The organism is Nostoc sp. NZL, assembly GCF_015714705.1.
In the GTDB taxonomy this organism is placed as follows: domain Bacteria; phylum Cyanobacteriota; class Cyanobacteriia; order Cyanobacteriales; family Nostocaceae; genus Nostoc; species Nostoc foliaceum_A.
Genome location: NZ_WBKL01000119.1, coordinates 44499 through 68919, shown reverse-complemented (window position 1 = coordinate 68919; position 24421 = coordinate 44499). Strand labels below are relative to the sequence as shown.

Sequence of the window (24421 nt, the reverse complement as noted above, 5' to 3'; positions counted from 1 at the left end):
ATCACCATAGATTATTCTAACATTCAGTTACCGATGGTTGAGGCTGTTTTTGAGAATAAACCTTCTGAACCCGTTCGACTTCCAAATCACTGAGATAATCAACAGTCCAGTTACAGCAGCGCTGGAGCATATGGAATGGGTAAGTATTGGCTACACCAACAACTTGCATTTGCGATCGCTTCGCCGCTTCGATACCTGCTGGAGTATCTTCAATTGCCAGACACTCGTGTGGTTGAAGATTCAATTCTGGATATTCTTTATTTAGACGTTTCACTGCCAGTAGATAACCATCGGGTTCTGGTTTACTGGTGGTAATGTCATCACCCGCGACGATAATTTTAAAATGTTCAGCCAGTTTAGATCGATGGAGTACCAATTCTATTTCTTGGCGAATAGCGCCACTGACTAAACCTAGTTTCAGATTACGCGATCGCACCTGATATATTAAGTCTTCTACACCTGGATATAAAGGCAGTTTCTCGATTTTCTCTAGTTCCACCACATAGGCTTGGGCTTTGCGGTATAGCAACTGAGTTAAATAGCTTTCGTTAGCGACTCTACCACGATTAGCGAGTAGTTGCTGAAAACAAGCGCGATCGCTGCGTCCTAGAGAAGCTTGACGCTCATTTACGCGTTGGGGTTGGAGATTTTCTTGAATGAGAATCTCATCTATCAGTTGCAGGTGGATTGGCTCATCGTTAATGATGACACCATTAAAATCAAAGAGAACTGCCTTTAAACTCATGCCATTATGCCAAACGCTGGAGATCCAAGTCCCTCCAAATCATTATTATCTATTGATGTGGCAGTATATTGACGGATATTTTCAGTTGTGCTCGGTTTAACGCCGCTAGTTAACTGATGTATCCACCATACATCCTGCGATCGCACAGCTTCAAATCCAGCTGCACCCATATTCGCGTCCACGCTACCGGCAGCATACTCACGAATATATGGCTCCTCAAAAACATCATTAAGCCATTCTAACTGACGCAGAGTCTTCTGATTCCCATCTAGAATTAATACTTGCCCTCCAGTTACCAGCAACCGGAAGCTTTCCCGCAAAATTGCTAGGGACACCGCATCTGGTGTTTCGTGGAATAGCAAAGAAGCTGTTACTAGGTCAAATGTTGCATCACTCAAACCAGTTTTTTCAGCATTTCCATGTCGCCAGACTATATCGAAACCAGCATTTCTAGCTTTATCTTCTGCCCTTACAAGCATATAGGGTGATAAATCCAAACCAATAACTTCCGCTTGGGGGAAAGCTTGCTTTAACATTAAGGTAGTGGAACCTGTACCACAGCCTAAGTCAAGTATGCGTCGTGGTTTTACCTTGACGGCATCAATTAAAGCCTGACGGATAATAGTTTCATTCGGCGGCAGAACATATTGCGTAATCGGATCGTAACTAACTGCTGCACCGTAATTGAGATATCCGCCTGTAATACCGTGAAAGTTTTGACTGCTGTAGTACGGGGGAATTATCACATCATCTCGTCGATAGCGATCGCACTCTTTCTCCCAGTCAATACTATCAGCGTAACGCTGTAATCCATCTTCATCAATCAAAAGACGCACTACAGGGGATAAAAAACGTTCCCAGATTGTATCTTGACGCACTGCCATATTGTGTCAGAACTCTAAGGGGCTATTTAAGCAGGGTAATTTTCTTTACAAATTTTAATACATTTGGAAAATATCTGCTTTCCCTCTGGAGTGAGAGGTTGACATTTGTAGTTTATTTAGTTACACTTGTAGTATAAAGACATTACTCCTAAAAGTAGTTCTTCAGCTTCACGAAAATTGAAGGAGCCAAATGAAAGACAATACAACATTTAAATTGCTACAAATAACTAGGTAATGGGTTATAAAGCAGAGCGATAATTATCAGTGCCCTATGCCCAATCCAAAAACTAAAATTTAAAATCTAAAATAGAAGAGATTATGCCCTACGAAAAGTTAGAAATTACCACACCAGCACCCGTCTTATCTTGGGCAAATCACTCTTTAGGCCCAGAAGAAACTAAGATGGCAAAGAATGTGGCATCATTACCATTTGTGTTTAAACACGTGGCATTAATGCCAGATGTTCACTTAGGAAAAGGTGCCTTAGTTGGTTCTGTAATTGCAACCAAAGAGGCGATTATACCAGCTGCTGTTGGTGTGGATATTGGTTGTGGTATGAGCGCCATCAAAACATCATTTACCGCCGAACAACTGGAAGGGAAACTGAAGAAAATCCGCCTGGATATTGAAGCTGCAATCCCTACTGGATTCAACGAAAACAAAGACGTTGAAAAATCTGTTATCAACTGGCAACAATGGGATGATTTTAAAGACTTGCATCGCGGGGTGCAAGACCTACAAAGTAAAGCAATGAAACAGATGGGTTCTCTCGGTGGAGGAAATCACTTTATTGAGGTGTGCCTTGATACAGAGAATCAAGTTTGGCTGATGCTGCATTCTGGTTCGCGTAACATCGGCAATAAACTAGCCCAATGTCATATTCACACGGCCAGGGAATTAGCAAAAATGGCAGGTAATAAATTGCCTGACCCTGATTTAGCTCACTTTGTCGCTGGTACGCCAGAATTCCAAGCATACTGGCACGATTTGCAATGGTCACAAAACTATGCGCGTGTCAACCGCGATGTGATGATGGCGCGTTTTAAGCACATAGTTGAGAAGCATCTGGCAGGTGGGAAAGCAACTAAACCTTTATTACAGGTTAATTGTCATCACAATTACGCCGAAAAAGAAGTGCATTTTGATGAGGATGTATACGTTACTCGTAAAGGTGCAGTCCGCGCCCAGACTGAAGATTATGGGATTATTCCTGGTTCGATGGGGGCAAAGTCTTTCATCGTTAAGGGTAAAGGTAATGCCCACAGCTTCTGTTCTTGTTCCCACGGTGCAGGGCGTTTGATGTCTAGAAATAAGGCAAAAAATGTCTACACACTTGATGATTTAATTGAGCAAACAAATGGCGTAGAATGCCGCAAAGATGAGGGCGTATTAGATGAAATTCCTGGTGCTTATAAGCCTATTGAGCAAGTTATGGCAAATCAAGCAGATTTAGTTGAAGTTGTAGCAACACTCAAGCAAGTTCTTTGTGTTAAGGGATAAATTTGTAGGTGGGTAGTGCCCACCTTTTTCATTTTTAAACGCAAAGATACGCTGAAGAATAAATGATTATTTTAAGTAAATAGATTTGTCATGCAAAATAGTGAATACGAACAGCACTATAAGAAAAAAGTAATTGATTTCTTTGATAGCAGAACTAGCTACGATAACGATTATACAATTCATCGCGCTCTACCTCTACTAGATTTAGTTCAACTGCAAAAGGGACAAAAAGTATTGGATATGGCAACTGGCACAGGTATCATTGCCATTGCTGTTGCACAAATTATCGGTTCTGAAGGAAAAGTAACTGGAGTAGATTTTTCTTCAGGTATGCTAGCTCAAGCACAACAGAAAATTGAAGAATTAGGTTTGCAAAATATCGAACTAATTGAAGCTGATGCTGAGTACATAAATTTCAATGATGAAAGCTTTGATGTAATTCTTTGCTCTACAGCGATAGTGTATTTTAAAGATATTCTTGCTGCTCTACGTAAATGGTATGGTTTTCTCAAACCAGGGGGAGTTGTGAGTTTTTCTTGTTGCTCTGAGCAATCATGTGGAGCGCCACTCATAATCGAAATTTGTGGCAAACATGATATTTTTCTGACAAATATCAATGAGCCGACAGGCACTCCCGAAAAGTGTCATAATCTGCTTGTAGAAGCTGGTTTTAAAGATATTGAAGCCAAGACACAACAATTAGGTTTCTACCGCAATCTAGATCAAGCTAGAGAATGGAATGGAGGATGGTTTCATCCTAGAGAAAACCCATTGTTACAAGTTTCATCAGAGCAAATGGCAGAATTAAAAGCAGAGTATCGTCAAAAAATTGAAGCAGAGGCGACAGAGCAAAAATCTTGGTACGAAAATCTGACTTTTTTTGTAACTGGCCAAAAGGCGTGAAGCAAGTAAGATTGGTGTGCGACTGAGCAAAAGGAGAATTTTGTTGTAGCTTGTAAGTAACGAATAGCTCTAAGCTTCGACTCTATTCAGCCAATTCATCAAATCATCTTCACTGGCGAAATCTAGTAGTACTTCACCCAAGTCTTCTAACTGAGCCAGCGACAAATCTTGCAACCGAGATTGTAATTGAGAATTAATTGAACCGAGCCGACGAGTTAATAGACGCATCACTAGCCTCAGTTCTGATTGTCTTCCTTGTTCAATGCCTTGTTCAATACCTTGTTCAATGCCTTGTTCAATACCTTGTTCAATGCCTTGTTCAATGCCTCGTTGTCTCCCTTCTTGAAGTCCCTCTTGGAGAATTTCTTGATAAATGGCAGATTCTCTCATATCTTCTCTCCTCAAAAACTGACGAATTAGTTCTGGCTCGAATACCAACCCTGCTAGAAGTTGGGTACATACCGATATACTCTGCTTGGTGGCTTCTTCTCCAATCATACTCACTTGAACTGCTACCTGTTGAAGTAAGCTTTGAGGAGAATCCGTTCGCGCCAAAGTTGCCAGAGGTAATAAACCAGGAGATAACAATAAAGGTTCTGGATCTTGTTCCCAAATTCGGATGATGCGGTAATGGTGCGTAGTATTGCGGGCAGTAAATCGATCTACAAAGACAGCTTCTGAAGTTGTAGGTTTAAGGAAAATTACTACCTGCTCGATATCACAATTGTATTGTCGATATAGCCGCACCCAATAGTCCAACATCCGCAGTGGCAAGGGTGGAGTCGATGCTGGTAAGGTTTGAAACTCTAAATGCAGTATTTGATTGGCAGTTTGCAAAAAAGTTACAGAATCGGCACGAATTGGTTCTTGATTTAATTCTGTTTTGAGAATCTGGATATCCGTTGCTTCAGATACAAGTAAGTAGCGGATAAAATCTTCTGGATACTGCTCAACCAGATATTTAAGAGTGTTGTCGTATGTCACTGTGATATCAGTTTGGAGAGAAACTAATGTAGAGACGTGATATCGCCACACCTCTACATAGTTTGTCCATAAAAAAATTTAAGTTTAGGTATTGTTTATTGTTAGCGCTACTCTATGACAAACTAATGCTCGCTGATAGCGCTAACATTTAAATTTGGTGTCTTTTCAAAACTACAGTGTCAAAGATTGAGGATTTGTCTCAATCAATTTCGCTAAATCTTGCAAGAACGCCGCAGCATGGGCACCGTAAATAATGCGATGGTCAGAAGTAATATTGACTTGCATTTGTTGCCGCACACCAAATAAACCGTCGGGTGTTGCTACCACTTGCGGACGGGATGCCCCGATCGCTAAAATTGAACCTTGTCCAGGCGGTAAAATCGCATCAAATTTATCTACGCCAAACATCCCCAAGTTAGACAGGGTAAAAGTACCACTGTTATATTCTTGGGGTTGTAGTTGTTTTGCCCTCGCACGTTCTACCAAAGACTTCCAAGTACGGGATAGAGAATAAATATCCACTGCGTCTGCATTTTGCAGCACAGGTGTAATTAATCCGCCATCATCCATTGCTACTGCTACGGAAATGTTGATATCAGAATGATAAACAATACCCTGGTCTGAGTAGCTGGCATTTAAAAGTGGGTGTTTTTGTAAAGTCATCGCTACAGCTTTCGCCAGTAGCGCTGTCATTGTCACGCCTTTGGATTTAATTTGTTTATAAAGTTTGTCTAACCCATCAGTGGTAATTGTATAACCGACACGGAAGACGGGCACGGATATGGTGGCTACCATGTTCCGCACTACGGCATTTTGGAAGGTAGTTAGAGGCACGATTTGACCAGGAACAGCAGCTACCACTGGTGCAGGTGCTGGTGTTCGAGGTGCTGGGGGTGCAACTGGGGCGCTGGTTGGTACAGGTGCTGGCGGGGCAACTGGGGAAGTAGCGGGTTGTTTGCCCTTATTGGACAATGCTTCTACATCTTCGGCGACAATGCGGCCGTGGGGGCCACTGCCTTGGAGTGTAGTTAAATCAACTTTGAGTTCTTTGGCTAACTTGCGGGCGCGAGGTGAAACTACAAGTCTTCCTTCTTTGTGGTTAGACCCGTTTTGAGACGCTAAGGCAGGAGTTGCCGCTGAGGCTGTGGCAGGGATTGGTTCTGGGGATGAGGTAGCACTAGCAGCCACGCCGCCGGAATTGGCAAGAGATTTGGCCTGTTCAATTTCAGCTTCCGTTTCGGCTATGAAGGCGATCGCAGATCCTACCGGGGCAGTTTCACCAGCTTCAACTATGATATGGGCAAGAAATCCCTCATAAAAGGTTTCTACATCCATATCTGCCTTATCTGACTCTACAACCACCACTGTTTCGCCTTTTTCCACTTTGTCCCCTGGCGATTTCACCCAGGAGACGATTTTGCCTTCGGTCATGGTAGAACTCAGAGCCGGCATAAATACTTCGTGAATGCTCATAGGGTGGTTTGGGAATCAATGGTTTATGGACTTTAACAGCTTTTATCAGATCGAATTGTATCTTGGCGGGAGAGTTTTGGACTGGAGATTTTATATTTTAGGTTGAGTATTGGGGACTGGGCATGGGGCATTAGCTTTTGACTAATGACTAATGACCAATCGATTGACTCTAGGAACCTAAATATGAATTGGAGGTCTATAATACAGAGCTATCCTCAATGGTTAGCCAATATCGCCATCTCGTTTTAGTCGTTGACTTGCAAAAACCACCACGAGTTTCTCACAGATTAAATGGAATTGCTATTCATATACCTCATAATCACTGCTTAAGATACAGGAGCTTCTCACGGGTAGAGGATATGGGATGCAGTTCAATCTAGAATTCAAAATTGGTAATAAACCTATTTGAAATTCCTGTTTACTTTTATGTCGGCAAAGCTAAAATTCTTTTTGATTGTGATACTCGGTATCTTTGCCACTGCTGGCGCTGGAGTATATATTACCCAGCGCCAGACATCCGCACCGATTTTTGAGACTAGTAACGGACAAACCCAGCAGGTGGGAGCAATACATCAGTCTCAAGAAATTGTGGCATACTCAGAGCGTTTCGATTATAAAACTATACCTCTAGAAAAGATCAACTCATCTCTCCAAGGTAGTGATCCTGCTACCCTCGCCCTGAATGCCTTTGACGGCATAGCATCGGTGGGAGGAACGCGAAAGGTAGAGGTAGCTTATCCGCAACGGAATCAAGCCTTTGTGACGATTACGCAAACCAAGCGGGGTGATGATTCAGTTGGTATTAAATATCGAGTTGAGATGACAACCTTCGGGCGATCGCTTTTTACTAGCTCACCTCCAGTCTGGCAAATTGTTTGGGCTGGCTCCCAGGTGGAATGTTGGGCTGGGAGCCGCTCCCACACAAAGTTAAATCACATTTGTCAGGAGTTAAAAGTGAGGAGTGAGGAGTGAGAAGTTAAAAGTGAGAAACTTATAACTCATAACTTTCTAAATGTCGCCGCGAATTTCTTCTACAACACCATCGCGCAGAACGATTTCGACCTGCATTTTGCTAATCAGGTTATCACCCGTCTCTACCCGGAAAAAGCCTTCCATTTGGAATTGGTTGACTTCCTGATCTTGCTGAAGAAATTGCACTTGCTGGAGGTTTTGCAGCAATTGATTTTTCTGCTCTAAAAATTCACTTTTCTTTTGATTGACTTGGAGTTGGATATTGTCAATTTGTTGGAGGGTCTGGGGACCAGGTGGTTGCAGACTCTGCTTTTGAATTGCAGCGATCGCTCTTTGTCCTTCAACGTCTAGCTGTTGCAGTTGCTGGTCAAGTTGATTGATCTGCGTTTGCAACTGCTGTTGTACTTCCTCTTTCCAGAGGGGAGTCACAATGACTTTGACGTTAACAACACGTTTCAGGAGCAAGTTAGATTTGGAGACATCCATAAATATTTCACGTTCACTCTTACTAATTGGGAGGTGGAATCATCAGGCAAACATGCCGTCAATAATATCGCGATAGCGTTCCGTGACGACGTGTCGTCGAACTTTCAGTGTTTGTGTCATCAAGCCATTTTCGATGGAAAACGGTTCCAGAATGAGCTTGAACGTCCCGATGCGGTCATCCGGTCGATAGCCTGGACGATTTTGCACTTCCCGATTCAATTCTTGCCGAAATAAATCCTGGATCATTCTACTCTCCAAGTCAATTTTTTGACTAGGTGAAGAAGTCACCTGATCATTCTGCGTATCCAGCGTTAGATTCTGACTTGCTGCCCATTTTTCTAAAGCTTCGACATTGGGGACAATTAAGGCTCCCAGGCTGCGCTGATCTTGGCCGATGAGCATGATTTGATCGATATATGGCGATCGCAGACACGCATCTTCGATTGGCTGCGGCTCGATGTTTTCGCCGTTAGTCAATACAATCGTATCCTTTGCTCTGCCAGTTAGCACCAAGTCGTTTTGTGGTGTCAGCCAACCCAAATCGCCGCTATCAAACCAACCTTCAGCGTCAATTGCTTTCGCTGTCGCTTGCGGATTTTGATAATAGCCTTGCATAATTTGCGGCCCCCTCAACAAAACCAAGCCTCGCTTTTCTACTGGTAGAGGCGCTTTTGTCTCAGGATCGACGATTTTAGCTTCTGTAGCCGGAAGTGGTTGTCCTGATGCACCAATCAAATTTCGCCAAGGACGACGTACATGGGTAACAGGAGAAGTTTCTGTCAAGCCATAGCCTTGCAAAATCTGCACACCAATAATTTCAAAGAAGTTATCTATGTGTCTGGGAAGCGCACCGCCGCCGCTAATCATCTGCTTGACTTGTCCTCCTGTGGCTTCTCGCACTTTGGCATAAACCAGTCGTTCTCCTAAGGCATGGAGAGGTAATAAAGCAGCTGCTTGTATCTTAGCTGCTAATCGTTCAAGGGATGAAGCATGAAGATTATTTAAACTCAATCCTTGAGCAACTCGCCGGGCTTTGATATATTTTTCGCTAATACCCATTAAAAAGTTAATTAGGCGTTGCTTTTTGGCTGGTTGCTCACGGAACTGCTTTTGCACTCCTTCATAAATCGATTCCCACAGGCGGGGTACACCCACCATGTAGTTGGGTTTAAATTGTCTCAAATCTGCTTTCACAGAGCGTAAGTTGGTATAAACTTGCGTGCAACCTTGAGATAGTAAGTAATATTCAACAGTCCGCTCATAACTGTGCCATGAAGGCAGGATACTGAGAACAATGTCGCCCGCATTTGGTTGCAATACTGTGCCAAAGGTTGTCACTTGGTGCATCAAATTGCTATAAGACAGCATCACACCCTTGGGTTTACCTGTGGTGCCAGAGGTGTAAATTAAGGTTGCCAGAGCGTCACGATTTTGCTTGACTGGCACAAAATTATGATTTTTCCCAATTTCGAGCAACTGGGCAAAATTCAGCACCTTTAGGGTTTCGTCTGTCGGTGGTGCTTCATCCGAAAGTAAGATTACCGCCTGAATTGGTAAATCTTGAAGGCGGTCTTGCAGTTTTTTAAGTGTCTTTAAATCTTCAACTACTATTGCCGTACTGCCACTATTAGCGATGATAAACAGCAGTTCTTCTTTTTCTGCTTGGGAGCTACGCACCGCATCAACTCCTCCAGCAGTCATTATGCCTTGATCGGCAATAAACCAGCGAGGACTGTTGTCAGAAATTAAAGAAATCCGATCGCCTACTTTTATTCCCAAAGCCTGTAACCCAGCAGCAAATAGTTGCATTTGCTCTGCCAACTGGGTATAAGTAATCGCTACTTCTGGTTTAGCGTGAGGGTTGCGGAGGGCAACAATATTACCAAATTTTTGAGCTGCCAAAGGCCAAATTTCTGGCAGCGATTCCACATTTGTGTAATCTACCAACCGCTTTAGGGCTTGGCGTTCTCGCTCACTAATGTTAGATAAAAAAGAAGACGCGGTTTGGGTTGTTGACATAACACCTTACCTAAATATCGTAAACTGATCGTTTTCCAGCTTATTTTGTTATTACGCTACAATATCAATCCTTATTATCCACATACCCCTCTGTGTATGATAATTCCAGGAATTTCACGTTTATATTTACAAAAATTTATGTTAAAGTTAATTTACATAGACTGCAAGCAATAGATTGACTGAACATCAATGCTATATGTACATTATGCTTGTAGATAAAAACAGCGATGTCTACGACGGGCTACGCCTACGCCTACGTTTCACAGGGGATGATTACCTATGAATTTGATAGACACTATACTACTAACGCTGCTCAATATTGCTGCTTGCATGGCGTTACCTAAGCTTTTAGCTATCCTTCTGGCTGATAGAACCAAAGTTACTGAAACGTTGGCGAATGATTCCAAATTACAAGCAGCCAAAATTGAACTTACCAGTTTTCCTTATTGTACAGCTTACCCAGTAACAGGTAGCCAATTTTGTAAATTCAGTCCTGATTTCTGTGTTAAGTGTTCTCCGAATTGATGGACTATTACTATTTGCCAGTAAAAATTCCTTAGTGCTTCCGACGACCAGCTATTAAATAGACATCGCCGAAAACTCCCAAAGTACCTCTGTAACTAGCTTATAGGTGCGCTTGCCAGTTTGGCAATCCGGCTAGTTTATACGATCAAATAGGGCTTTTAGGTGCTTGTTGTTGATAATCAGACAACAACGTAGTTATGTGCGTTTATTTTCACATCATGCGATCGCGTATATCTCTGCTGGTAATACAAGTGCCCCAATTCGCAATCTTACTACTTTGCAAACTGTCAAAATTACTTGTTCATACTTTTTAGGATTTAACCGAAATCTTTCTTGAACAACTCGAAATATTTTTACTGAACGAATTCGATGTTCAACAAATACTCGTTTGGATGAAAACTCCTTGTTTTCTTTTTTCTGGTCGATTGTTAACTGTCTTAGCACTAAATTACAAAAATTCTTTTCTCTAAGAGAGTATTTAAAAATTAATAGTTACCATAAAAAAACATATTTGTTTAGCTTATATTCACTACAAGAAATCTAAAATTATTTTTGTAAGCAATTGTACTGGTTTTGCTTCAAACTAAAAATATAGTCAACACCAATTTTAAAACGGAGAAGATTAATACATGAGTTTGATAGATGGTATATTTCTAACGCTGTTAAATACTGTTGCATGCCTAGCACTGCCTAAGCTGCTATTTGTAATTCTGTCTGCCAAAAGCCAAAAAGCTGCACCTTCACAATCTGCTCTTAGATCACAAGATTCCAACTCTGAAATCCCCAGTTTTTCTTAATGATAAGCTGATTATCTCTAGATATCGCCTTGATGAGGAGAAAATTGAGTTATTGGTGCAAGGCGATGTCTCATGATAAGTTATATACATCTTGTTTTGGGAAAAGAGTGGGTGTACATATCTACCAAAAATAAATATTTATATAGGGATAAATTGGTCTACAGTATAGCTTAAACTAGGTAATAGGGAAGAAATTATATTATCACTACTAAATAGAGTTTCTAGCAAGCTAAGTTGACTTTGTTCGCGCCGATAGACCTCTAGTTTACGCGATCGCCAATCAGCAATCCAATATTCTTTTACTCCTCTGGAAGAATAAAGTTTAAGTTTTGCTTCCTTATCTCGTCTTTGGTCTTCGTTGCTAAGAGACAAAACTTCGACTACTAAATCTGGTGCGCCAGTAAAGTGTCCCGCCTCATCCAATGTTAGCGCCAAGGTTTCTTTAGTAGCCCAAACTACATCAGGAATCACATTATCTGATTCTGGAAACAAAACGCCGGGGTTGATTACAGCTTCTCCTAAACCACTAAACTCCGACCAAACATCAAGTTGTCGGAAATTCTGCCACAAGTTTGCTGATGTTTAAAGTGAGGTGCCCTAGTCACAAATAATTCTCCATCAACTATCTCATAGCGTGTCCCTTCGTTTTCTGCTAACAGTTCCACATCGTGAATTGTCCAGCGTACTCCTGTATTAAGCATCTGACTCATTGGCTAACTCCTAACTCCTTTAATATTGCTTTTGTATTTTAATAAAATAGAATTTATGAATCAGACTAATTGATTCTGAATTCTGTATTTTTCTTCAATCATCACTTACGATTTTCACGCCGCCACTTACACCGTACTAAGCGAATTTCATCAAAAGTGTAGCTTTCACCTAATTGTTCTTTGATGGGAGTGAGGGAAATGTCACCGAGTACTTCTAAAACTTGCCAAATTTTTTGTTGATGTTCTAAAGGTACTAATTGATTTAAATCAACTGGCTGATTTTTCTCAATTAGTTTTTCTAAATGATTGCTAACTGTTGCCGGACTAAGGTTCCGCTTTTTGGCAATTTGAGCGATATTTAAACCTTGTTGATGTAATTGTAATGTCTGTAATTCGGTGTAAGAAGAAGATGAGTTGGGAGAGGATACGGAAGTAACAGATTTATTTTGCAAACCTTTTTCTTGGCGGTAGGCGCGAATTTCTGTAATAAACTTTTCGCCATATTGAGCGAGTTTGTGACTACCTACACCAGAAAGTTTGGCAAATTCAGTTAAGTTTTGGGGTTGCACCTGTACCATCAATTTTAAAGTGGAATCGTGGAAGATGACGTAAGGTGGTACAGATTGCTCATCAGCCAATTCTTTACGTAGCGATCGCAACTTCTGTAATAATATTTCTGCTTCTTCTGCTTTTTCACTCCCCTGTTCCCAGGTAATCTTTTGGACTGTGGTTATAGCTAACGAAACTGTGCGTTGTTTTCGCATTACTTGCCAACTTAAGGCATTTAGTTTTAAAACTGAGTAACCATCGCTAGTTTGTTCTATTAACCCTTGATGTAGTAGCGATCGCCCCAACATTCGCCATTCATCTAAAGTTCTATCTTTACCAATACCGTAGGTAGAAAGTTTATCGTGTTCGTATTGGAGAATTTTGTCTTTTTTTGCCCCCCGCAACACATCAATTATGTGTAGCATCCCAAATCTTTCTTTGCAACGAGCCACACAAGATAAAAACTTCATGGCTTCAATTGTCCAATCTTGCATGGGTTTGGGATGACGACAATTGTCACAGTTACCGCAATTCCCAGGAAACCTTTCTCCAAAATAACCCAGTTGAATCGTTCGCCGACAATCAGTACCTTCCGCGTAATCGATCATCTGCCGCAATTGTTGTTTGGCAATCAACTGTTCTTGAGGATCAGTTTTTTGATCGATACTCCATTCAATTGTTTTAACATCACCAAAGCTGAAAAATATTGTACACCGAGATGGTTCTCCGTCTCTACCTGCTCTACCCGATTCTTGATAATAACTTTCTATATTTCTAGGCAGATCAAAGTGAACTACCAACCGCACATCGGGTTTATTAATTCCCATCCCAAAGGCGATTGTTGCCACCATCACCCGGACATCATCTCGAATAAATCGCGTTTGATTACTACTACGTTCTTCATCACTTAATCCGGCGTGATAAGGCAGAGCAATAACTTTATCGTTTTGTAGTTTAAAAGTGAGTTCATCAACTTTTTTACGAGTTAAAGAATAAATAATTGTCGAACCTTCAGTTTCTCGAATTAGTTCTAATAATTCAGCGTAAGCATATTTAGTTTTAGGACGAACTTCGTAATAAAGATTTTCACGGTTAAAACTGGCAAGATGAATGCTAGGTTGCTTTAGTCCTAGTTGTTGAATGATATCACTACGGACGCGATCGGTTGCTGTGGCGGTGAGGGCGACGGTAGGAACATCAGGATAGCGTTTCCGCAGAGATTTCAACTGGCGATATTCTGGACGAAAGTCGTGTCCCCATTCAGAAACGCAGTGCGCTTCATCAATAGCAAAGCTAGAAATACCGATTTTTTCTTTAACTAAATCGAGAAATGGTAGAAACCTTTCACTCAAGAGGCGTTCAGGGGCGACGTATAGTAATTTTACTTTACCGCTAAGGATGGCTTCTTCCCGCGATCGCACCTTGTAAGCATTCAAACTACTATTGAGAAATGTCGCGTTAATATTATTATTTCGCAGTGCTTCTACTTGGTCTTGCATCAAAGCAATTAACGGCGACACCACCACCGTTAGTCCATTTTTTAACAATGCTGGTAGCTGAAAACACAGTGATTTTCCCCCACCAGTCGGCATTACAACCATTAAATCTCGATTTTGCAGCGCATCTTCGATAATTTGCCGTTGTCCGGGGCGGAATTGGTCGTAACCGAAGTGATATTTTAGCGCTTGTTCGAGATGAGGATACTGAAGCATAGCGATCGCTTTTTCGGAGGCGTTCTGCGTGGGTAGTTATGAAGATATCAGGATTTTAACTCACATCTTTGGCAGCTTTGGGAAGACTTGCCTTTCTCTACTATGCTCTTTAGTAGCAAGCAGACTTTTAATCTAAAATCTAAAATCTAAAATTTGCCTCAGCATCTACCTAACCGAGAATTTGCTGTTATTACTTTGCCCTGATGCCTTATCTGATTACATTTTAACTGTGATTCTAAAGCATCAATCTTTCGTAAAAGCGACACTCCCCACACTATAGAAATCACCAACTTGATTGTCATACCTACGAGCAAAAGTGTCACGATTGTGGCAGCTTTCTTTTGTTGAGCCAGCCTTTTTTGTTGTTCTGCAAGGCGTGCTTCAACTTCTTTGGCACGTTCAGCCTCTAATGCTTGCTGCATTTCTCGCCGATCTAATTCTTCACTAGCAGCTAAAAATCGATAATCTGAATTGGTCAAGCTTTTGCCATTTGCCCAAGTTTGAGCATCAATCAAGGCTTGTCCGCGCAATAGGCGAGATTCATCTTTTTCCTTTGAGGCTATCCATGCATTGAAGGTTTCGTAGTAAGGGCGCAAGTAAGCTAATTTTTTTCCAACCCATTCTAAATTGAAAACTTCTTGATAAATTCGGTTTTTGATTTGGAGAAAACCTTGCTTTTTGATTACCAAACCAGACAGCAACAGTTCTACCTGTTCTCGACTATCGTCGGCTGGTACTTCCACTCCTTGGAGAATTTGCTGATAAATTCCTAGCAATCTGGCGGCAGATTGTTCGTTTCCAAGGATGCGATCGCGAATTGTCCGCAAATGCTCTGGTTCATCTTGTGATTCCCATTTTTCGATTATGTGCGATCGCACTACATTTTCTATCCAAAATTCTTCTGCGCCAGGGGGAATTTTTAGCATTCTACCCACATCATCTTGAGATAAACTAACAAGTAGCCGACATAGCTTTTGAGTCAGAAATGGTTGCCCTTCTGTCCAAGACAATACTTCTTTCAAAAGTTTCTGGGGATTATTGCCTTTAATATCCAGTCCCAAAGATAGCGGTTGAGCTTCTTCAAATGTAAAACCATTTACTTGTATGGTTTTACCAAGATTAAAAGGGGTGGTATGATTCCGATATAAAATCAAATCTGAAGGTGTTGCAACCCCGAAAATTGCAAATGTAATTCGATTATACTCTGGATCAATTGCTCGTTGGTTATAACAGAAGCGAATTAAGTTGAAAAAGTCATCAACAGAGAAATCGAGGCTGAGAATACTATCAATTTCATCAATAAAAATAAATAGTCTTTCGTTAGGAAATTTAACTAACAGAATTTCCGAAATAAATCGACTGAGTTTCTGAACTAAAGAAATATCATTTTTTTCTTGCCACCAGGTTTTTAAATTGACTTTTCCTAACAGTTTAAAACTTAACCATAAGTCGCCTACAACTCCTTTATACCACTGCTCTGGAGTTATATTTTCACAACCAATATTAGTCATATCAACGGTTGCACATCTAAAGCCCTCTCGTTGGAAGCGATGCTTTGTTTTTACCATAAGTGAGGATTTGCCCATTTGTCTACTGCTCAGGATGTAGCAAAATTCACCCTGCTTCAAGGCTTCATAAAGTTCCACATCCGCTCTGCGCTCAACATAGCTAGGAGCATCACTAGTGAGCGTACCTCCAACTTGGTATCGATAATTGTTCATTTGATTGAAAATTTTAAATTAGTCCTCGTTTTTAATAAATAAATTTGGATCGGGACAATTGATAAAATTCAGATTAAGAACGAGAGCAAGTATTTTGATTATTTATCTTTCAACAGTTTACCAGAACCATTAGTAGTATTTTGCTTTCCAAGCTGTTGGCTAAAATAAAGACGATATAACTCACACATTGTGTGAGCTTGATTGCCGTTTAATTGAACCAAACCCATGCTTTCTAACTTGTAAGCAGCGATCGCATCTAACTCCACTTGTTCATCTGTTAAAATTACCTTTTGCATCGCGGACATTAATTCTGGTTCTTTTTGGAGCAAGCTCAACAGTTCTCGTAAATGCTGACTGTAAATCCCCACTGGTGTAGATGCTGTTTCTAGTAACATCTCTAATGTCATTTCTTCCTGATATAGATGATAAAGTGCAAGACTCACCAAATAGGGATGTCCTCCTACCATTGCTTGTAGGGGTACAAGGCGTTTTGCCCCTTCTGAGTCTGCTGCCCAATGCAGCCTGTAAGATAATGCTAAATTCTGTACCTGATTAAGAGTAAACGGTGGCAGCGTAATTGTTATCCCTACATTGAAAGGTGATTGGTTTAGCTTGAGTGGAATATAAATTTCTGTAGTATGAACTACTACCATCCGCAGTTTTTGCCAGATTTGATCCTGCTTTGCTTGTTCATGCCAAAATCGCAGCATTGGCAAAAAGTCTTGGGCAATATTGGGATGTTCAAAAACTCGATGGACTTCATTTAAAGCCAAAACTAAAGGACTATGATCAATGTATTGCAGCACATATGCTTCAAAATATATTTTGCAGCTTACCTTGCTGCCCATTTCCGTATCCCAAAAATCATCTAGACAAGGAAGGAGATTTAATTGCCTGCTGACATTGACACAAAACCAACGTAAAAATTTATCAAGAGAAGCAAAAACATCTTGGTCAGCTTCTTGAAAATCCAAATAGACAATTTGATAATCTTGCTCTCTAGCATAAGCAATCATCCGGTTGAGCAGCGAACTTTTTCCTGTCTTTCTAGGTGCTTTGATCCGGATTAAGCAACCAGGGTGTAAAATCTCGTGACAAACAAGTTCTTCCAGAGGAGGGCGATTGATGTAAAGAGGAGAACCCAGTGGTACAGGGCCGCTAGGAAATTCAATCTCGCTTGCTGAAAACAAGTCTGAAGAAACCATTTCTAAGCTAGATTCTTCACCCAACTTTTGATGGCTGTGATTTTCCTGATCGCTCATCTTGTCTTGCAGGTATTTATTCAAGGCTAAATGCAGATTTTTTTTCGTTATTTTTTTTCCAAGTGCAACGGAGAGGTCTTGCCACAACTCAGAGCCAACTTCCTTGATGTAATTGTTGCGATAGCCTGATACCTCTGCCATTTCATCGTAAGTTTTGCCCAACCACGATTGAGAGAGCACAAACCACTGAATGGAAGCAAGAGGCTTATCTTGCAGAATTCTTTCTACTGCTTGCAAAATATCTTCCACGGATATTAAAAGTTAAACATTTACTAGATGTATTTATCTACTTTGGTATAGTAATAATATACAACTGAATAAATATTTAAAAAAAGAAAATTAAATATCTACGGGTACAGTTTTTGACATCCAATTTATCTTTGAACAAAAAAAATTATTAGTGTGGCGCAGTTCACTTCTCCTTCTTGGGTGCTAAGACTGTCAAAGCAGATCAGATTTGCCTGTTAGGTAATAACGCTTTTGGCTTTGAGGATTTAGCAAATGGCGGTGATAAAGATTACAACGATTTGATTGTCCAAGTTAATTTGAGTATCGCCTAGTCTGAAGTTTCCACGGATAGATTTAGCAATATAGCCTGTAAACTCTACTGAGCAGGGAATACAGCATTTCATGGTGGAATATCCATACTCGTGTAAATATATGAAAATCAAATAAAAAGCTACATCGTGTAACGAGAGAAAGATATTTTAGAAAGTCAAAGCCATGAGAATCTATTCTCAATCTGGGAATAATAGCTTTGTAGATTACCGCTATTCCAAAAAAATTAACCCTCAGCTTACCACTGGGGGCTTTTTTTGTTTGGCAAAATGGCATATCTCTAAATTAGACGGTTGCTATGGTATTTGAGTAGGATACATTCCATGCGAAAAAGTACTGACTTGCATTACCCTTGGCTAACTACCAAGGGTTTTTATTGGAACTTCTACTGTGATATTGCACCATTCTTAATAACCGTAATGTTGGCAGCTGGGTATGAGTAATGATTCTAGAATTCCCTGCTTAATAAGGGATCGCGATTTTTATTCAACTACGGAAGTGTCAATATAGGCTTATATCGGAGTGAAAAAATCAAGTGCAACGAATTAACGATGACAGAAGCTAAAAACGTAATTGGTGGAAACCTAGAGGTCTGCTGCACTTCTCCCATGACTGGATTTTACCGCGACGGTTTTTGTCGCACAGGTGGTCAGGATTTCGGGTCGCATGTCGTATGTGCCGAAGTGACATTAGAATTCCTGGAGTTCACCAAATCGCGGGGGAACGACCTGAGCAGACCTGTTCCTGATTTTAATTTTCCTGGACTGAAGCCTGGCGATCGCTGGTGTTTATGTGCTTCTCGCTGGCAAGAAGCTCTCGATGCTGGTGTTGCTCCACCGGTTATTCTCTCTGCAACCCATGCTAGAGCTTTGGAAGTGGTTTCGCTAGACGATCTGAAAAAACATGCCCTAACTTCGTCTTGATTGGTTATGGGGCATTGGTTTTTCTCCTCTGCTCCTCTGCTCCGCAGTCCAAAATCAACTCATTGAAACTTCCAGAGGTAATTTTAATACATTGACAACCATAGCAATCAATTTAGTGGGGTCAATTGGCTTAGATAAATGCTGCTGAAACCCTGCTGAAAGGGCTTCTAAGCGGTCTTCTTCTCGCGTGTACGCTGTTAAAGCGATCGCTGGAATACGTCCGCCTTTTTCTGGTTCTAAAGAGCGCAGTTTCCGAATCAGCGTATAACCATCTTGCTCTGACATGCCAATGTCGCTAATCATGATATCTGGTTTTGCTTGTTCAAGTACTGCCAAAGCTTCATCAACTGATGCTACCGCAGTGGCAAATGCCCCATACTCTTCAAACATAAAACTGAGAAAGTTACGGGTATCTGCTTCATCATCTACAACTAAAACTCTTAATCCAGCAAGGGGCGTTGAAGCCACAGAAGAAGAAATTTCTCCTGTGGCTTCTCTACTCGCCCTGCTAGCCCTATTGTCTTGTAGCAGTGGCAGTCTCACAGTAAAGGTTGCTCCTTCTCCTGTGCCTGGACTTTGGGCAAAGATTGTCCCCTTGTGCAGTTCCACTAGATGACGGACGATCGCTAGTCCTAGTCCTAGTCCATTGTGCGATCGTGTTGTGGTGCTGTCTGCTTGCCGGAAACGCTCAAATACTTTGGGCAAAAACTCGGAACTGATGCCAATCCCGGTATCAATAACTTGAATTTGGGCGTATTTGTAAGTTGTTTGTTGTTCTTCACCACAGACTATTGACAGATTCACTTCTACCCTGCCACCCTTAGGGGTAAATTTAATGGCATTAGTTAGCAGGTTCCAGACAACTTGCTGTAACCGGGCTGGATCGCCATAAACTGACCCTACCGAAGTATCCAGAACAGTATTTAACTTAATATCTTTTGGTTCTGCTAGGGGACGCACTGCCTCTAAGGCTGCCTCCATCACCGTGATCAGATTTACCGCAGATACATTTAACCGCAACTGACCACGGATAATCCGAGATACGTCTAAAATATCCTCAATTAGTTGCATCTGTGATGTAGCGTTACGTTCAATCGCCTCTAGGGCGCGGGAAGTGGCTTTGTCGTCAAGTTTCTTAGAGCGGAGGATTTTTGACCAGCCCAGCATGGAGGTTAAAGGTGTGCGGAGTTCGTGGGAGAGAACGGCGAGAAACTCATCTTTCATCCGATTTGCTGCTTCTGCTTCCTGTCTTGCGGTCTGCTCTCGAATGATTTGAGCGCGGACTTCTTCTGCTTGCTTGCGTTCAGTAATATCTTCGAGGGTGCCTACATATCCCAGCAGTTCTCCTTGACCGGAAAGCATAGGTGATGAGCGAACCTGAACCCAACGGATGATACCCTGAGCAGTTTGAAAGCGAAACTCTTCAGAGTAGTCACGACCTTCACGAATGTAGTTAGACCAACTGGAAACTGCTCGTTCTCTATCTTCTAGATGAACAGATTCTAGCCATCCCTTTTCTAAACTCTCTGCCGCTTTCAAGCCACAAATTGCCTGATAGCGCGGATTAGTATATCTACATCCTCCTTCAGTATCAATTTCAAAAATGCCAACGGGTGAACAGGTACTCAGCGATCGGAATCGTTCTTCACTTTGCCTGAGTTCGGCATTGACAGCTACCAGCTGCGCTGCTTGTTGCTTGACGGCTTCTGTTTTCTTAAATAGTTCTACGAATACAGTGACTTTAGAAGTCAAAATATTCGGGTCTAATGGCTTGAGTAAATAATCAACAGCACCCAAGGCATAGCCTTTAAACAGCATTTGGTCGCTAGTGCTAAAGGCTGTGAGAAAAATAATTGGAGTGTGACGCGATCGCCCCCGATTGCGAATCAAGGTTGCAGTTTCAAACCCATCCATCCCTGGCATTTGCACATCCAGCAAAATTACTGCAAAGTCCTGATGTAGCAGACACCTCAAAGCTTCTTCCCCAGAAGTAGCTCTCACCAGATTCTCTCCCAGTTTTTCCAGGATTGCTTCTAGTGCTAGCAAATTTTCTAGTTTGTCATCCACTAGGAGGATGTTTACTTTGGGTTCCATCTGCATGGGTTTATTTCCGTGATTAATGACAAAGCTTGACCATTTGGGAAGCAATGTTTGAGAGTGTCAAAATCCAGTCTACTGCAACAGCAGAAATTGCTGCCTCTGGCATAATATCGCTCTCGGCTGTAGCAGGTTCCTGCACAATAGTCAGTCCTCCCCGCGCTTTTATTTTCTTAAGACCTTGCATACCATCTTGATTTGCTCCTGTCAATATTACACCAATAACTTGCTCAGTGTAGACATCAGCTGCCGACTCAAACAGCACATCGATAGATGGTCTGGCATAGGAAACAGGTTCATCAGTCGAAAGAGCAAAGTAACCTAGTTCAACTAGCAAGTGATAATCTGCTGGAGCTAAGTAGATATGTCCTGATAATATTTCGTCTTTATCTTCCACTTCTCGAATTGGCAATAAAGTGGATTCTTGTAATAACTCCTGGAGTGTGTTGTTAGACTCCTTGTGACGGTGTTGCACGATCGCGATCGGCACTAAGAAGTCTGCTGGTAAGTTCCCCAGGATAATTTTTAATGCTGATAATCCGCCCAGAGAAGTACCAATTACCACAATTTTAAACGGCACTTGTTTAGTCCTCACACCTGTAGAATGTGGGTTTCAACCTTGATAAGCTCATAAAATCTTTTCAGCATTCTCCAGTTCCACCACAGCTACTAACTTACCTTGATTTGCTTCTATACCAACTACTGAAGATTATCAGTAAACCAAAAAGTTTTTCCCAAAGAGCGATCGCTAATCAGGCGCACGTATGGGAGACTTTTCCATTCAAGAATATTATCGCCTAGATAGTAAGTTCCAACTAAGATAACGGGGATTCGCATTTAAAAACATCAATTAGCTCATTAAAGGCTTCCAACGTTAAGTAGTCGGCATTACCAAATTGTCCCTTATCCTTACGCCCAACACTTAGAGCCGCAACCCCTACCTGTTCAACTTTTCCCACCATGCGTTTAATAGTTCGAGTGCTTTTACCCAGAGCTTTCGCTACATCTGCGATCGCATCCCTGCAAGCATTTTTATTTGATGCTTGCACAATGGCATCAATGACATCGGCTTTTTGCTGAAACTTTGGCGAATCATCATTAAACAGTAGATAAGACTTTCCCTCTACCTGCTCTCCACCCTGCTCCGTAGAACTTCCTCACGTTCGGAGAGATTAGCGCCTTGACTCAAAGAACGCGTAGACATACACTTGACCCGTCTTCCAAGAAAAGTGACATCATTTACTTTAAAAGTGGCAAGAGAATAATTAAAGGTAAAATATGGCTCAAAGACTTTTGTAGTAGGGCTTTTAGCTTATTAGAGAGCTATTGAACAATGGACAATAATTCTTTAATGGACACCATTTTTACTTAAAGAAAAATCCAAAAAAAGGAGCCTGACTCAGGCTCCTTAATCAAAAACTGGTAATAGAATTGTGACTACTTGATAGTCACCTTACCGCCAGCTTCTTCGATGCGCTTCTTGGCATCTTCAGCAGCATCTTTAGCAATACCTTCTTTAACTGCCTTGGGCGCAGCTTCCACCATGTCTTTCGCTTCTTTTAGACCCAAACCGGTCAATTCCCGGACAATCTTCAGTACGGCAATCTTCTTATCAGCTGGGACTGATTCGAGAATCACTTCAAACTCGGTTTGCTCAACAGCTTCTTCAGCCGGAGCAGCACCACCAGCGCCAGGCATCATCATCATGCCGCCAACTGGTGCAGCAGCACTCACGCCAAAAGCTTCTTCAATTTGCTTGACTAACTCAGAAGCTTCCAACAAAGAAAGGGTTTTTAGTTGTTCTAAAATTTGATCGGTTGCAGCAGACATTGATATAACTCCTGTAATTTTGATTATTTATTAGTCATTAGTCATTAGCTTTTGACTTTTGACTGATGAACCACGAAGTCTATTCAGCAGCAGTTTCTGTGCTGCTATCGCCTTCAGTAGCTGTTTCAGTACTGCTATCTTGAACAGCAGCAGTTTCGGTGCTACCACCACTTTGGTCTTGGTCGGCGACAGCCTGCAAAGCACGCGCCAGTGAACCAGGAACTTCGTTGATACCCACAGCAATCTTGGTAGCCAAGGCGTTGATAGCTCCAGCAATTTGTGCGATGAGTTGTTCCTTAGATGGCAAGTCTCCTAGTACCTTGACATCAGGTTCTTTGAGTAGGCGACCTTCCAGTACACCACCACGAAGTTCTGTCTTCTTGGTGACTTTTTGGAATTCTTGGTATGCCTTAATTGCCGATGAAAAATCTTCTTTTACCAGCAAAAATGCGGAAGAACCGTTGAGCAATTCCGACATAGGCTGCCATTTTTCATCATCTTTAATGGCAATGCCCATTAGGGTGTTCTTCGTCACCTTACAAACAGTACCACTGGGACGCAGCCGCCGCCGTAAATCGCTAATTTCAGCAACAGTTAGTCCCTGATACTCTATTACCAGTGCCAGAGTTGACTCACTCAAAGTTTCTTTGAGGTCAGCTACTATCTCTTTTTTATTTTCTAGTGTTCTACCCATTCCAATCTCACCTCCTTAAAATAATCGGTGAAGTGCCCTACTTGTACGTTTTTTCTAAACCTGAACCCAAACAACAAACCCCAGCTAATCTAGCCGGGGTCGAGTATTAAGACTCTTGACGCCATAGTTATCACACCTTTATGGGTGGTAATTCTGACTATTAGAGTTTTAACCTCGGCAGGATATTTAAGCTATTAGCACCTGCTGTCTCCGGCTTTGCCTATTTAATTGAAAGTTAGGAGTGAGTAGTTAGGAGTTAGAAGTTTTATTCTTAACTCCTAACTTATAACTCATAACTCTTATTAACCTGCTTCGCTCAGTTTTAAATCTCGTAGGGCGCTGATATCAACTTTAATCGATGGGCCCATTGTGGCTGACACATAAAATGTGCGCCAATAACGACCTTTAGCTCCTGAAGGACGGTTACGGTCAATCGTTTCCTGCAATGCCTTCAGGTTAACTAACAAATCTTCAGGCGAGAAGGTTGTCTTACCAAACATAACATGGACAATACCAGTTCGGTCGGCTCGGAATTCTAATTTACCAGCTTTGAATTCTGCGATCGCACTTCCTAAGTCAAATGTTACGGTTCCACCCTTGGGCGATGGCATTAAACCACGTGGCCCAAGCAACTTACCCAGTTTTGCTACCTGTGGCATCACATCGGGTGTAGCAATCAGCTTGTCAAAATCCATTCTACCTTTTTGGATTTCGTCAATCAGTTCTTCTGAACCGACTATATCAGCACCAGCGTTGCTTGCTTCGTTTACCTTTTCGCCTCTAGCAATCACCGCCACCCGGACGATTTGTCCTGTACCTTTGGGCAGTGCTACCGTTGTCCGCAACTGTTGGTCTGTATACTTAGGGTCAATTCCCAAACGGATATGCGCTTCCGCAGCTTCAACAAATTTAGCTGTTGCTGTGTCTTTGAGAAGGGCTAAAGCCTCTAAAGGATGATAGTCCTTATCTTCTACTTTTGCTTGCAGTCCTTGCAAACGACGCGATATTTTTGGCATTTTGTTCTCCTGGGGTAATTCCGAAGCCTTGCCTCTCCCCCGATAATTTTTAGTTATCAGT

At 41.7% G+C, this 24421-nt stretch carries 22 protein-coding genes, 1 pseudogene and 1 other annotated feature; of the genes and pseudogenes, 6 read left to right on the top strand and 17 right to left on the bottom strand.

Annotated elements, in window-relative coordinates:
- Positions 1-16 precede the first annotated feature (16 nt).
- Together F8R90_RS16845 and F8R90_RS16840 are read right to left on the bottom strand one after the other, a co-directional pair.
- On the bottom strand, positions 17-745 hold the full coding sequence (locus F8R90_RS16845; protein ID WP_196511699.1) for an HAD family hydrolase: 729 nt from the start codon (positions 743-745) through the stop codon (positions 17-19).
- Positions 742-1629 (bottom strand): class I SAM-dependent methyltransferase, encoded by an 888-nt coding sequence (locus F8R90_RS16840; protein WP_196511698.1) that lies wholly within the window; start codon positions 1627-1629, stop codon positions 742-744. The genes F8R90_RS16845 and F8R90_RS16840 overlap by 4 nt, the downstream gene beginning before the upstream one ends.
- A 318-nt stretch (positions 1630-1947) precedes the next feature.
- Between F8R90_RS16840 and F8R90_RS16835 the strand changes: the two genes are divergently transcribed.
- Complete coding sequence (locus F8R90_RS16835) at positions 1948-3129, top strand: RtcB family protein (protein ID WP_196511697.1); 1182 nt, start codon at positions 1948-1950, stop codon at positions 3127-3129.
- 90 nt (positions 3130-3219) lie between these two features.
- Entirely contained in the window at positions 3220-4032 is an 813-nt protein-coding gene (locus F8R90_RS16830) for a class I SAM-dependent methyltransferase (RefSeq protein ID WP_196511696.1), read from the top strand.
- A gap of 69 nt (positions 4033-4101) precedes the next feature.
- Here the strand turns inward: F8R90_RS16830 and F8R90_RS16825 are convergent, their stop codons facing one another.
- Positions 4102-5016, bottom strand: coding sequence for an Rpn family recombination-promoting nuclease/putative transposase (locus F8R90_RS16825; RefSeq protein WP_196511695.1), 915 nt, complete (start codon positions 5014-5016; stop codon positions 4102-4104).
- A gap of 171 nt (positions 5017-5187) precedes the next feature.
- On the bottom strand, positions 5188-6489 hold the full coding sequence (locus tag F8R90_RS16820) for a dihydrolipoamide acetyltransferase family protein (RefSeq protein WP_196511694.1): 1302 nt from the start codon (positions 6487-6489) through the stop codon (positions 5188-5190).
- A gap of 426 nt (positions 6490-6915) precedes the next feature.
- Between F8R90_RS16820 and F8R90_RS16815 the strand changes: the two genes are divergently transcribed.
- Positions 6916-7461 (top strand): hypothetical protein, encoded by a 546-nt coding sequence (locus F8R90_RS16815; RefSeq protein ID WP_196511693.1) that lies wholly within the window; start codon positions 6916-6918, stop codon positions 7459-7461.
- Between the two features lie 36 nt (positions 7462-7497).
- On the opposite strand, the gene F8R90_RS16810 is transcribed toward F8R90_RS16815, so the two are convergent.
- Positions 7498-7947, bottom strand: a complete 450-nt coding sequence (locus F8R90_RS16810; protein ID WP_069072569.1) for a YlqD family protein — start codon at positions 7945-7947, stop codon at positions 7498-7500.
- A 42-nt stretch (positions 7948-7989) separates the two neighbouring features.
- Positions 7990-9966 (bottom strand): AMP-dependent synthetase/ligase, encoded by a 1977-nt coding sequence (locus F8R90_RS16805; protein WP_196511692.1) that lies wholly within the window; start codon positions 9964-9966, stop codon positions 7990-7992.
- A 279-nt stretch (positions 9967-10245) separates the two neighbouring features.
- Here F8R90_RS16805 and F8R90_RS16800 point away from each other — a divergent pair, with 279 nt between their 5' ends.
- Positions 10246-10491 carry a hypothetical protein gene (locus F8R90_RS16800; protein ID WP_196511691.1) on the top strand — a complete coding sequence of 82 codons (246 nt, stop codon included), beginning with the start codon at positions 10246-10248 and terminating at the stop codon, positions 10489-10491.
- A 216-nt stretch (positions 10492-10707) separates the two neighbouring features.
- Here the strand turns inward: F8R90_RS16800 and F8R90_RS16795 are convergent, their stop codons facing one another.
- From F8R90_RS16795 to F8R90_RS16775, 5 genes and pseudogenes are all read right to left on the bottom strand, one after another.
- Positions 10708-10935 (bottom strand): transposase family protein, encoded by a 228-nt coding sequence (locus F8R90_RS16795; RefSeq protein WP_196511690.1) that lies wholly within the window; start codon positions 10933-10935, stop codon positions 10708-10710.
- Positions 10936-11426: 491 nt separating this feature from the next.
- Positions 11427-11998 (bottom strand): annotated as a pseudogene (locus tag F8R90_RS16790) (Uma2 family endonuclease).
- Between the two features lie 101 nt (positions 11999-12099).
- The gene (gene recQ, locus F8R90_RS16785) at positions 12100-14259 is read right to left on the bottom strand and encodes a DNA helicase RecQ (RefSeq protein ID WP_196511689.1); all 2160 of its coding nucleotides are present in this window, start codon (positions 14257-14259) and stop codon (positions 12100-12102) included.
- A gap of 158 nt (positions 14260-14417) precedes the next feature.
- Positions 14418-15980: an AAA-like domain-containing protein gene (locus F8R90_RS16780; protein WP_196511688.1), complete on the bottom strand. Its 1563-nt coding sequence runs from the start codon at positions 15978-15980 to the stop codon at positions 14418-14420.
- A 98-nt stretch (positions 15981-16078) separates the two neighbouring features.
- The gene (locus F8R90_RS16775; RefSeq protein WP_331000672.1) at positions 16079-17491 is read right to left on the bottom strand and encodes an AAA-like domain-containing protein; all 1413 of its coding nucleotides are present in this window, start codon (positions 17489-17491) and stop codon (positions 16079-16081) included.
- 176 nt (positions 17492-17667) lie between these two features.
- Between F8R90_RS16775 and F8R90_RS16770 the strand changes: the two genes are divergently transcribed.
- Positions 17668-17802 (top strand): DUF4114 domain-containing protein, encoded by a 135-nt coding sequence (locus F8R90_RS16770; RefSeq protein ID WP_196511687.1) that lies wholly within the window; start codon positions 17668-17670, stop codon positions 17800-17802.
- 549 nt (positions 17803-18351) lie between these two features.
- Positions 18352-18723, top strand: coding sequence for a DUF2237 family protein (locus tag F8R90_RS16765; RefSeq protein ID WP_196511686.1), 372 nt, complete (start codon positions 18352-18354; stop codon positions 18721-18723).
- Positions 18724-18777: 54 nt separating this feature from the next.
- Here F8R90_RS16765 and F8R90_RS16760 read toward each other — a convergent pair whose 3' ends face one another.
- The 6 genes from F8R90_RS16760 to rplA form a co-directional block, all read right to left on the bottom strand.
- On the bottom strand, positions 18778-20823 hold the full coding sequence (locus F8R90_RS16760) for a hybrid sensor histidine kinase/response regulator (protein ID WP_196511685.1): 2046 nt from the start codon (positions 20821-20823) through the stop codon (positions 18778-18780).
- Positions 20824-20839: 16 nt separating this feature from the next.
- On the bottom strand, positions 20840-21400 hold the full coding sequence (locus F8R90_RS16755; protein WP_190894715.1) for a chemotaxis protein CheB: 561 nt from the start codon (positions 21398-21400) through the stop codon (positions 20840-20842).
- Positions 21401-21635: 235 nt separating this feature from the next.
- Positions 21636-21869 carry a hypothetical protein gene (locus F8R90_RS16750; RefSeq protein WP_196511684.1) on the bottom strand — a complete coding sequence of 78 codons (234 nt, stop codon included), beginning with the start codon at positions 21867-21869 and terminating at the stop codon, positions 21636-21638.
- A 388-nt stretch (positions 21870-22257) separates the two neighbouring features.
- Complete coding sequence (gene rplL, locus F8R90_RS16745) at positions 22258-22650, bottom strand: 50S ribosomal protein L7/L12 (RefSeq protein WP_181932255.1); 393 nt, start codon at positions 22648-22650, stop codon at positions 22258-22260.
- A 79-nt stretch (positions 22651-22729) separates the two neighbouring features.
- Positions 22730-23344, bottom strand: a complete 615-nt coding sequence (rplJ, locus tag F8R90_RS16740; RefSeq protein WP_196511683.1) for a 50S ribosomal protein L10 — start codon at positions 23342-23344, stop codon at positions 22730-22732.
- A 63-nt stretch (positions 23345-23407) separates the two neighbouring features.
- Positions 23408-23576 (bottom strand) — a sequence feature (ribosomal protein L10 leader region).
- A gap of 70 nt (positions 23577-23646) precedes the next feature.
- On the bottom strand, positions 23647-24360 hold the full coding sequence (rplA, locus tag F8R90_RS16735; RefSeq protein WP_190894720.1) for a 50S ribosomal protein L1: 714 nt from the start codon (positions 24358-24360) through the stop codon (positions 23647-23649).
- Between the last annotated feature and the right edge of the window lie 61 nt (positions 24361-24421).